The organism is Kitasatospora sp. NPDC017646, assembly GCF_044329365.1.
Lineage (GTDB): Bacteria > Actinomycetota > Actinomycetes > Streptomycetales > Streptomycetaceae > Kitasatospora.
In genome coordinates this window covers 41,721-51,816 of record NZ_JBIRJC010000044.1, presented here as the reverse complement: position 1 = coordinate 51,816, position 10,096 = coordinate 41,721, and the positions used below count along the sequence as shown (strand labels likewise).

The 10,096-nt window shown below is 71.0% G+C and carries 8 protein-coding genes and 2 pseudogenes; 4 read left to right on the top strand and 6 right to left on the bottom strand.

The genetic code is table 11. The features are described 5' to 3' along the window. Positions 1–699: pseudogene (locus ACH4J0_RS36665) on the top strand (hypothetical protein); the annotation flags it as partial. Between the two features lie 238 nt (positions 700–937). On the opposite strand, the gene kdpB reads toward ACH4J0_RS36665, so the two are convergent. Continuing rightward, the gene (gene kdpB, locus ACH4J0_RS36660) at positions 938–3,115 is read right to left on the bottom strand and encodes a potassium-transporting ATPase subunit KdpB (protein WP_396245510.1); all 2,178 of its coding nucleotides are present in this window, start codon (positions 3,113–3,115) and stop codon (positions 938–940) included. Positions 3,116–3,541: 426 nt separating this feature from the next. Between kdpB and ACH4J0_RS36655 the strand changes: the two genes are divergently transcribed. Continuing rightward, the gene (locus ACH4J0_RS36655) at positions 3,542–4,687 is read left to right on the top strand and encodes a hypothetical protein (protein WP_396245509.1); all 1,146 of its coding nucleotides are present in this window, start codon (positions 3,542–3,544) and stop codon (positions 4,685–4,687) included. A gap of 50 nt (positions 4,688–4,737) precedes the next feature. Here the strand turns inward: ACH4J0_RS36655 and ACH4J0_RS36650 are convergent, their stop codons facing one another. After that, positions 4,738–5,556 carry a GlxA family transcriptional regulator gene (locus ACH4J0_RS36650; protein ID WP_396245508.1) on the bottom strand — a complete coding sequence of 273 codons (819 nt, stop codon included), beginning with the start codon at positions 5,554–5,556 and terminating at the stop codon, positions 4,738–4,740. Here ACH4J0_RS36650 and ACH4J0_RS36645 point away from each other — a divergent pair. Then, positions 5,536–5,661: pseudogene (locus ACH4J0_RS36645) on the top strand (zinc-binding dehydrogenase); the annotation flags it as partial. The gene ACH4J0_RS36650 and the pseudogene ACH4J0_RS36645 sit on opposite strands and share 21 nt — an antisense overlap. A gap of 57 nt (positions 5,662–5,718) precedes the next feature. Here ACH4J0_RS36645 and ACH4J0_RS36640 read toward each other — a convergent pair. Genes ACH4J0_RS36640 through ACH4J0_RS36630 form a run of 3 tightly spaced genes read right to left on the bottom strand, consistent with a single transcriptional unit; the run spans position 5,719 to position 7,869 of the window. After that, positions 5,719–6,651, bottom strand: coding sequence for a hypothetical protein (locus tag ACH4J0_RS36640; protein ID WP_396245507.1), 933 nt, complete (start codon positions 6,649–6,651; stop codon positions 5,719–5,721). Further along, positions 6,648–7,262 (bottom strand): cytochrome b N-terminal domain-containing protein, encoded by a 615-nt coding sequence (locus tag ACH4J0_RS36635; RefSeq protein WP_396245506.1) that lies wholly within the window; start codon positions 7,260–7,262, stop codon positions 6,648–6,650. The genes ACH4J0_RS36640 and ACH4J0_RS36635 overlap by 4 nt, the downstream gene beginning before the upstream one ends. Further along, a complete protein-coding gene (locus ACH4J0_RS36630) occupies positions 7,252–7,869 on the bottom strand; it encodes a hypothetical protein (RefSeq protein WP_396245505.1) in 618 nt (205 codons plus the stop codon). Before ACH4J0_RS36630 ends, ACH4J0_RS36635 begins: the two co-directional genes overlap by 11 nt. 406 nt (positions 7,870–8,275) lie before the next feature. Between ACH4J0_RS36630 and ACH4J0_RS36625 the strand changes: the two genes are divergently transcribed. Continuing rightward, positions 8,276–8,899, top strand: coding sequence for a hypothetical protein (locus tag ACH4J0_RS36625; RefSeq protein ID WP_396245504.1), 624 nt, complete (start codon positions 8,276–8,278; stop codon positions 8,897–8,899). 16 nt (positions 8,900–8,915) lie between these two features. Here the strand turns inward: ACH4J0_RS36625 and ACH4J0_RS36620 are convergent, their stop codons facing one another. Further along, on the bottom strand, positions 8,916–10,061 hold the full coding sequence (locus tag ACH4J0_RS36620) for an FAD-dependent oxidoreductase (protein WP_396245503.1): 1,146 nt from the start codon (positions 10,059–10,061) through the stop codon (positions 8,916–8,918). Between the last annotated feature and the right edge of the window lie 35 nt (positions 10,062–10,096).

Sequence of the window (10,096 nt, the reverse complement as noted above, 5' to 3'; positions counted from 1 at the left end):
CAGTCGCTGCCGGTGCGGATCGCCGGTGCGGCGGGCGGTCAGCTGCCCGCCTCGGGCATCACGGCGGTGGCGCTGAACGTCACCGTGACCAACCCGGGTTCCGCCGGACACCTGACGGTGTACCCGGGTGGCCAGCAGGCGCCGAACGCGTCGAACCTGAACTTCACGGCGGGGCAGACGGTCGCCAACTCGGTGGTGGTTCCGGTCGGTCCGGACGGTACGGTCCGGGTGCTGAACGCGGCCCCGGGTTCGTCGGACGTGCTCGTGGACGTGGTGGGCTACTACGGCCAGGGCGGCAGGAGCGCCTATCTGCCGGTCGCGCCGACGCGCCTGCTGGACACCCGTGACACCACCACGTGGCAGTACGGCCCGGTCGACCCCTGGAACTACGTCTACATGCCGGTGTCGGGCCAGCCCGGCATCACCGCGTTCGCGCTGAACGCGACGATGACCGACACCACGTCGGACGGTCACCTGAGCGTCGCCCCCGACCCGTACAACCTGACCCAGTACGCGCAGCACACGGCCGCACCGCTGTCGCCGCCGTCGGTGTCCTCGCTGAACTGGACGGCCGGCGGGACGGTTCCCAACCTGGTCCAGGCGCCGACGGGCGCCAACGGCATCATCGATTTCTGGAACGGGGCCGGTGGCACCAGCGACTTGATCGTCGACATGTTCGGCTTCTACCAGAACGGCTGACAGCCCACCGGCCGAGGCCCCGCCTGCGTAGGCGGGGCCTCGGCCGGTCGCGTGAGGCACCGGTCCTGAGCCGGGTGCGACGCCGCCCACCACGGCGACGTCAAGGCGACCTCCGGCAGCGTCGAGGTCATGGACGAAAGCTGACCTGGACCGGCGACCTGCCGGTGGGCGCCAGTGCGACGATCAGCGGGCCGGTGTGGCTATCCCAGGCCGGGGAGGCTATCCCAGGCCGGGGAGGCTATCCCAGGCCGGGGACGAACTGGATCAGCAGGTCGATCGCCTTGATGCCGAGGAAGGGCAGGATCAGCCCGCCGAGCCCGTAGACGCGCAGGTTGCGGCGGAGCAGGTCGGTGGCGGAGGCGGGCTGGTAGCGGACGCCGCGCAGGGCGAGCGGGATGAGCGCGATGATGATCAGCGCGTTGAAGATGATCGCGGAGGCGATCGCCGAGGTGGGGCTGTGCAGTTCCATGATGTTGAGGTGGTGCAGCCCGGGGTAGGCGTTCGCGAACATCGCGGGGATGATCGCGAAGAACTTGGCCACGTCGTTGGTGATCGAGAAGGTGGTCAACGCGCCCCGGGTGATGAGGAGTTGCTTGCCGACCCGGATGATGTCGATCAGCTTGGCCGGGTTGGAGTCGAGGTCGACCATGTTGCCGGCCTCCTTGGCGGCCGGGGTGCCGGAGTTCATCGCGACGCCGACGTCCGCCTGGGCGAGGGCGGGTGCGTCGTTGGTGCCGTCGCCGGTCATCGCGACCATGTTCCCGGCGGCCTGCTCGCGTTTGAGGTGGATGAGCTTGTCCTCGGGGGTGGCCTCGGCGAGGAAGTCGTCGACCCCGGCCTCCTCGGCGATGGCCTTGGCGGTGAGCGGGTTGTCGCCGGTGACCATGACGGTGCGGATGCCCATCCGGCGCAGCTCGGCGAAGCGTTCGGCGATGCCCTCCTTGACCACGTCCTTGAGCTCGACGACGCCCAGCGCCCGGGCGCCGTGCCGGTCGTGGACGGCGACCAGCAGCGGGGTGCCGCCGGCTTCGGCGATCCGCTCGACCAGGGGCCTGGCCTCCATGGGCAGGTGCCCGCCGGAGTCGATCACCCAGCGGGCGACGGCGGCGGCCGCGCCCTTGCGGATGAGGCAGCCGTTGCCGTCGGGCCAGGTGAGGTCGACGCCGCTCATCCGGCTGTGCGCGGTGAACGGGACGGGCTGCTGCTCGCCGAGTTCGCCGGGGGAGCGTGGTGGCACCCAGTAGTGGCGATCGGTCAGCTCGATGAGGGAGCGCCCCTCCGGGGTCTCGTCCGCGACGGAGGCCAACTGGGCCGCCTCGGCGAGCTGTTCCATCGTCGCGCCGGGCAGCGGGTGCAGGGCGACGGCGAGGCGGTTGCCGTGGGTGATGGTGCCGGTCTTGTCGAGGAGCAGCACGTCGACGTCGCCGGCGGCCTCGACGGCCCGGCCGGAGACGGCGACGACGTTGCGCTGGACGAGGCGGTCCATGCCGGCGATGCCGATCGCGGACAGCAGCGCGCCGATGGTGGTCGGGATCAGGGCGACCATCAGCGCCACCAGCACGATGGTGGTCTGCGGGGCGTGGGCGTAGATCGCCATCGGCTGGAGCGAGACGACGGAGAGCAGGAAGACGATGGTCAGCGAGGCGAGCAGGATGTTGAGCGCGATCTCGTTCGGGGTCTTCTGCCGGTTCGCGCCTTCGACCAGGTTGATCATGCGGTCGATGAAGCTCTGCCCGGGGCGGGAGGTGACGCGGATGATCAGGTGGTCGGAGAGTACCTTGGTGCCGCCGGTGACGCCGGTGCGGTCGCCGCCGGACTCGCGGATCACCGGCGCGGACTCCCCGGTGATCGCCGACTCGTCGACGCTGGCGACGCCCTCGACCACCTCGCCGTCCTGCGGGACGGCCTCACCGGCCGGCACCAGCACGATGTCGTGCAGCATCAACTGTTCGGCCGGGATGACCTCGTGGCGCAGGTCACGGGTGCCGACCCGCCAGTGGAGAAGTCGTCGGGCCGTCGTCCCGGCCTGGGCGGCGCGCAGGGAGTCGGCCTGGGCCTTGCCGCGTGCTTCGGCGACGGCCTCGGCGAGGTTGGCGAAGAGTACGGTCAGCCAGAGCCAGAAGGAGATCATCCAGGCGAAGACGCCGGGGTGGATGACGGCGCTGATCGTGGTGAGGGCGGAGCCGGTCTCGACCACGAGCATCACCGGGTTGCGCATCATCGTGCGTGGGTGGAGCTTGCGGACGGCGGCGGGCAGTGCCTCGGCCAGTTGCCGGCGGGTGATCAGCCGGCGGCGGCCCTCGGGTGTGGACGGCCGGTGGCTCGGCGGCGGCTCGGGGGCCGGCTCCGGGCGGCGGAACCAGTTCTGCCGCTGGTCGCTGGTGGTGTCCGGTGTGGTGAGAGCCGAACGGCGCATCGTCTCGGGGACCTTCCAGGCCGCCCCCGAGAAGGGGCGGCGGTTCGGGGAGCGGCGGGGGAACGCCGCACAGCGAAGCACCGGTCCTTCGCCAGCCGTACGGGTATTGACGGCAGCTTGGCGTGCGGTGCGGCTTCCTTGACAGCTCCCTGACGCCTCGTCGGACGTGTGTTCGTCGGCGAGGAGGTGCGGCCCGAGGAACGCTCCCCGGGTGAAGCCGCGTCGGCGGCACGTCAGGGGTGTTCGTCAGGGAGGGGATCGGAGGAAGGTCGACGAAGGCCATGAGGCTCCCCGGGCGGCCACGCTGCGACAGGGGGTGGGAGGCCCGGCCGGGGCTGCGTTCCGGGCGACGCGGTCTGGTCACGGGGGCGCGGGCCTGACAAGCTCTCAGGCGCCAACAGGCCGGAGTGACCAGGAGGTCGAAGGATGCGTATACCGGGACTGAGACGGTTCCTGTCCCGCCGACTGGCGGTGGCCGCGCTGCTGCTGGGCGGTCTGACCCTGGCAGGTGCGCCGGTCGCGCAGGCCGCTGCGCAGACGGCCGGTTCGCCGGTCGCGCAGGCGGCCGGGCCGGTGCGGGCCGTGCGGACCGCGCCGCAGGCCGGCGCGACGACGACGATCTGTGGCTACACGCCGGTGCCGACCGGCTGGGTGATCGTCAGCGAGCAGTGGTCCGGCTGCAGCGGCTACGGGCTCTTCACCATCGCCGACGCCTCGGCCCTGACCTCGGTCCAGGCCTGCTCGAACGGGCCGGTACCCGACGGCTGGGTGATCACCGCGATGCAGAGTGGCGCCGGCACGTGCGGGAGCTACCCGCTGTACTCACTGCTGAAGGTCACCGACCAGACCGTCCTCCAGGACTGCGGGCAGTCCCCGATCCCGCCGGGCTGGGTGATCACGGCGATCCAGACCGTGTCCCCCGCCTGCGGCACCTACAGCACCTACACGCTCGTGCCGCTGGGCGACCGGACCTCCGTCCAGGCCTGCGCCAACTGGCCTGTTCCGGCCGGCTGGGTGATCACGGCGATGCAGAACGGCGCGGGCTGCGGCAACTACCCGCTGTACTCGCTGTTGAAGGTCACCACCCAGACCACCCTCCAGGACTGCGGACAGTCCGCCGTTCCCGGCGGCTGGGTGATCACCGCCATCCAGACCACCTCCGCCGCCTGCGGCACCTACGGGACGTACACCCTCGTCCAGCTGTCGGACCAGGCGAGCATCCAGGCCTGCGGCAACTCCCCGGTTCCGGCCGGCTGGGTGATCACGGCGATGCAGAACGGCGCGGGCTGCGGCAACTACCCGCTGTACTCGCTGTTGAAGGTCACCACCCAGACCACCCTCCAGGACTGCGCGCAGTCCGCCGTCCCCAGCGGCTGGGTCATCACCGCGATCCAGAGCAACTCCTCGCTCTGCGGCACCTACGGGACGTACACCCTCGTCAAGGTCACCGACCAGACCAGCATGCAGGTCTGCGGGCCGTCCACGATTCCAGCCGGCTGGGTCGTCACCCGGCAGGGCTCGGGCGCCCAGTGCGGCGTCTACGTCGTCTACACCATCACCAGGTCGTCCTGATCCCGGGGGCGTTCGGTCGCACCCGCCCCCGGTCGCCCGGGGGCGGGTGTTCACGACCGGATGCCGGCCGCCACCCGGTCGTCCGTGCCGAAGGTGCGGCGGTAGGCGGCGGATGAGACGCCGAGCGCCGCCCGCATGTGGGCGCGCAGGGAGTTCGCGGTGCCGAAGCCGGCCCGGTGGGCGACCAGGTCGATGGAGAGGTCCGTGGTCTCCAGGAGCTGTTTGGCCAGTTCGAGCCGCTGGGCGGTGAGCCACTGGACCGGGGTCAGGCCGACCTCGTCGCGGAAGCGCCGGGTGAAGGAGCGCAGGCTCATCCGGGCGTGTTCGGCGAGCCGGCCGAGGGGCAGCGGTTCGCCGAGGTGGTCGAGGGCCCAGGCCCGGGTGGCGCTGGTGTCGGCGATGGTGGGGTCGGGGACCGGACGGTCGATGTACTGGGCCTGCCCGCCGTCCCGCCACGGCGGTACGACGCACATCCGGGCGGTCCGGTTGGCGACGGCCGCGCCGTGGTCGCGGCGGATGATGTGCAGGCAGAGGTCGACGCCCGCGGCCACGCCCGCGGAGGTGAGCACGTCACCGTCGTCGACGAAGAGCACCTCCTCGTCGACCTTGACCGCCGGGTAGGCCCGGCGGAACTCGGGGGCGAGGTTCCAGTGGGTGGTCGCCGGCCGGCCGTCGAGCAGTCCGGCCGCGGCGAGCACGTAGGAGCCGGAGCAGATGGACACCAGCCGGGTGCCGGGGCGGATGCGGGCGACGGCCGCGGTGACCTCGGGCGGCAGCGGACCGCCGCGCCCCAGCTCCGGCATCGCGTGGGTGGGCGGGACGACCACGGTGTCGGCCGCGGCCAGGGCGGGGCCGGCGGGGTCGGCCACCTGGCCGTCCAGATCGCCAAGGCCCGCGGCGCCCACGTCATCGGTACGGCCAGCGCGGGCAAGCACGGGTTGCTGCGCGACCTGGGTGCGGACGAGGTCATCGACTCACCCAGCCGGACGCCTGAGCGCCCAGGACCACCGGCCTGCCGCCGGCCCGGTCAGTCAGCGCCGCGTGCGGTAGTAGTCGCGCCAGACGAGGCGGTAGACCCTGGTCCAACGGGGAACGGACCGGATGCCGGGGATGAACGGCACCAGGATCAGGGCGAGGCTGAGCACGGCCATGATGGCCCAGATCTCGGCATCGGCGTTCTTCGAGGTCTTGAACGGGTCGATCTGGTACCAGAAGGTGTAGAGCCACAGCCACGCCTGCCCGGGGTAGTTCCCGGTCTCGTTCATCATCCCCCACTGGGTGGCGGTCAGGTGCTGTTCGGTGGCCCGGTCCGACAGGTACGAGCCGTCGGTGAGGAAGAGCATCGGCTTGGTGTAGACGGTCTGGTAGAAGCGGCCCGATGACAGCAACTGCCCGTCGAGTGAGCCCGCCCGGGCGAGCGTCAGCAGGCGGGCGGTCAGCACCGGCACGGGGCCGTAGTCGCCGGGGGCTGCCTTGGCCGGATCGCCGTCCGGTGCCTTGTCCAGGGCGTCCGCGTAGGCCGAGCTCCAGGACTGCTGCTGGTCGGCGGACGCGGCGTTCCACTGGGCGAGCGCGGCCGTGACCTCCGGCTGCTCCGGGGCCTGTCGCAGGGGTCGCAGCACGAAGTCCTCGGCCGGGTCGACGGGGATGCGGACGCCGGCGGCCCGCTGCAGGCTGAGCGGGCCGATCTTCTGGCCGGCCCCCGGGGTGTGGTTGTAGGGCGGGCCGTACTGCGCGGAGGTGCTGGTGCCGGCGAGTTCGGCCACAGCCGTCGCGGTGAAGTCGTTCGGGGCAGCGGTGGACCAGGACGCCAGGGTGGTCGGTGGCACGTTCGGGGAGGAGAACAGGCCGGCCAGTCCCGCGCTGAGCAGGGCGGTGACCGCCAACGCGATCGTGAACTCCTTGACGAGGTCGTAGCGGCGGGTGGGGAAGGCGTCCGACTCGGGCACCTGGGGCGGCTTCACCGCCCGTCCTCGGGTGCGGTGGCGCCGATCGGCGGCACGATGCCGCGCATGCGGACCAGCAGGATGTGCCAGACGGACAGCAGCCCGATCACGAGCGGGAGCAGGAGGATGTGCCACATCAGCATCTGGCCGAAGTCGAAGACGTTGAACCAGGCGCCGACGCCGCTCGCGTTGAGCGCGTCCTTGGCCTGCCCGGAGATCCACTGGGAGTCGAAGTTCTGCTGGACCAGGTAGCCGGTGAAAGCGGTGGCGAGCGAGACCAGGTAGGTCACGGCGCCGGTCATCCAGGTCAGGGCCCGACGGCCGCGCCAGGCGGCCATGAAGAACTTGCCCCACAGGTGGACCACCATGACGGCCATGAACAGTTCCACGCTCCACAAGTGGACGCTGTTGACGTACCTACCGACACCCGAGGTGTGCCACCAGCCGGGGCCCATCAGCGCGAGCACACCGCCGGAGACCAGGACCACCACCAGCGCCGACACGGTGAGCACCCCGAAGACGTAGATCCACGACGCCATGTAGGCCGGCTGGGTCTCCGGGATGAGCTTCTCGGACGGCAGCCTCCGCAGGGCGTACCGCCGCACCGCCCCGGTCCAGCTACTCACCATCACGCGGCCCCCGCGGGAAGGGCAGCAGCAGTGCGGCGACGAAGAGCGTCACCATCAGGCACATGACCACCAGGTTCGCCACGGAGATCTGGAGCACGCCCCAGTGCAGGTAGTGACCCGGGTGGTTGAGGTCGACGGGCGCCGCGAGGGCGTCCGTCGTCGGCGCTGCTGTCATCGCCGTTCCCTTCCGGCCGCCGAACAGGATCTGGCGCCAGCCTGACGCGGCTGGTGCGCACCGGCACGCGCAGTGGTCCGAACGCGCGAGGATCGGCGCCGCGCGAGGGATGCGGCCGTCAGGGCTCCGCCCGGGTTCCTCGGGCCCGGGGCTCGGCAGGGACTGCCGGACGCGGCGGAGGCGGCGTACGTCCAGCGCCAGCCGGGCCAGCACCGGCAGGTGGTCCGAGGCCACCGGATCGTCGGTGACCGGGCCGATCCGTACCGGCCGCACCCCCCGGCCCGCGAACACGTGGTCGATGCACTCGCGCGGTGCGTCGGCCGGGAACGTCCGGTCCTCGCCGCCGTCGAGAACCGTCCAGGAATCGGTGAATCCCGATCGGATGATTCCGATCTCCGGCGTCTCCGGGAACGCAATGCCAACCCGGCCCATTGAACCATCGGTGCGGAGCAGGGACCGGTACCGGACGCGATGACGTCGGCCGGCTGAGGCACCTTCACGGCCTGTTCCGCGGAGGAGGCGAGTGACCACCACCCGACAGCCGAAGGTGCCCTGGTGCGCGCACTGGACCCGCGCCTACCTCGCGGTGCTCATGATCACGGTTCGGTGACCATCCGGCCCTTGGGGGATCGATGGCCCGTTCTCGGTGGTCGCAGGGCGGTAGGTTTCCCCAGCACACTTCATTGATCACCACGGGGGATTCACCATTTCCACTCAGCCTGCCGAGCTGCCCGACACCACCGCGCCCACGGAGACCGCCTCCGCAGCCCCGGCCCAGGGGGCGGCCGGGTACGGCGAGGGGCGGCTCACCTGCGCCGTCTGCGGCTCCGTACCGGCTGTGGACGCCACCATCCGCGGCCACCAGGGCTTCGTCATCGTCATGCGCTACCTCAAGCGACGGGGCCCGTTCTGCCGCACCTGCGGCATCGCCACCCACCGGGAGATGACCTCCGACACCCTCTGGCAGGGCTGGTGGGGCATTCCGTCGATGATCGTCAATCCGATCGTCATGCTGTTCAACGTCCCGCAGCGGTTGAAGATCAACAAGCTGGCGGAGCCGCTGCCCGGAGCCCCCGGCACGCCGATGGACACCGGCAAGCCGGTCTACCTGCGGCCCACGATCGTCGGCCTGCTGATCCCGGCGGTCCTGATCGCGCTGCTCTTCGCCCTGTTGAAGGACGACCCCGAGTTCGCCAAGGCCGGCGACTGCGTCCACAACGGCAGCCCGCTCGCCATGTCCGGTCTGAACGACAACAACCCGGACGTCAAGGTGGTCCCCTGCTCCGACCCGCAGGCGGACGCCCGCGTCGTGGGCCGGGCCGACGACACCACCGACGGTGAGGCGGAGTGCCGCAAGTACCCCGACGCCGACAGCTACTTCACGTACAAGCGGGGGAGTGACAAGTACCTGCTGTGCCTGACGAGCCTCAAGCCCCGGCCGAAGCTGACCTTCACCCCGTAACGGGGTCGCCGGGCCCCTAGGGCTGGGCGTCGTCGTCGCCGCCGAAGTCGGGTATGTCGGCGGACAGCAGGTGTTCGGTGCCGTGTTCGAGGGCTTTGGCCGTCTCGGTGGAGCGGGGGAGCATGGTCCTCTCGTAGGCGCGGATGGCGTCGTCGACAGTGGCCGCGTTCGCGAGGGCCAGGGCGAGTTCGCCGGCGTCGAGCATGGCGAGGTTGACGCCGACGCCGAGCGGGGGCATGAGGTGGGCGGCGTCGCCGAGCAGGGTCACCGTCGGGGTGTGGTCCCAGGTGTGCGGGGCGGGGAGGGCGAGGATCGGGCGGTGGATGTAGGGGCCGTCGTTCTCGGTGATCATCCGGCGCATGCGGGGCGACCAGTGGGCGTACTCGTCGCGTAGCACCGCGCGGATGCCGTCGGTGTCCTCGGCGGCCAGCCCCCTGGCGCCGATCCAGTCGATCGGAACGCGTTGGATGATGTAGACGCGGATGTGGTTTCCGCTGTTGCGCTGGGCGAACAGGCTGCGTTCGCCATCAGCCGCGTGGGCGCTGCCCGAGCCGACCAGCTCAGCGATCTCGGGGTGTCGGTTGTCGACGTCGGAGAACCGTGCTTCCAGGAAGCTGATCCCGGTGTATCCGGGGACGGCGGGGGACACGGCCGGGCGTACCCGGGAGAAGGCGCCGTCGGCGCCGATGACCAGATCGGTCTCGGTGCTCGTGCCGTCGGCGAAGTGCAGTTGCCGCGGCCCGTCGGCGGGTCCGCCGATCGTGTCGAGGGAGTGGCCCCAGCGCACAGTTCCCGTCTCCAGGGAGTCGAGCAGCAGGTTGCGCAGCTGGCCGCGGTCGATTTCCGGCTTGAAGAGTTCGTCGGGCGCCGGGACTTGGTGGGACGTGATCGCGCCACTCGGGTCCATCTGGCGCATTTCCTGCCCTTCGGGACGGGCGAGGGCGAAGAACTCGTCGAGCAGGCCGGCTTCTTGCAGGGCGATCTGGCCGTTGTCGGCGTGCAGGTCGAGGGTGCCGCCCTGGTTGCGGGAGTCGCGCCCCGGGTCGCGGTCGTAGACGGTGACCGCGATGCCGCGCTGCTGGAGGATGCGTGCGCAGGTCAGTCCGCCGGGTCCGGCGCCGATGATGCTGATGCGGGCGTTGGCGGGTGCTGGGGACTTCATGCTTGTTCCTTCGGTCGGAGGAGAGGAGTCATCGG

Bases quoted from the DNA above. Each gene is read 5' to 3' on its own strand.
- kdpB (WP_396245510.1), bottom strand. From the start codon at position 3,115: ATGCGCCGTTCGGCTCTCACCACACCGGACACCACCAGCGACCAGCGG.
- ACH4J0_RS36655 (WP_396245509.1), top strand. From the start codon at position 3,542: ATGCGTATACCGGGACTGAGACGGTTCCTGTCCCGCCGACTGGCGGTG.
- ACH4J0_RS36635 (WP_396245506.1), bottom strand. From the start codon at position 7,262: ATGGTGAGTAGCTGGACCGGGGCGGTGCGGCGGTACGCCCTGCGGAGG.
- ACH4J0_RS36630 (WP_396245505.1), bottom strand. From the start codon at position 7,869: ATGGGCCGGGTTGGCATTGCGTTCCCGGAGACGCCGGAGATCGGAATC.
- ACH4J0_RS36620 (WP_396245503.1), bottom strand. From the start codon at position 10,061: ATGAAGTCCCCAGCACCCGCCAACGCCCGCATCAGCATCATCGGCGCC.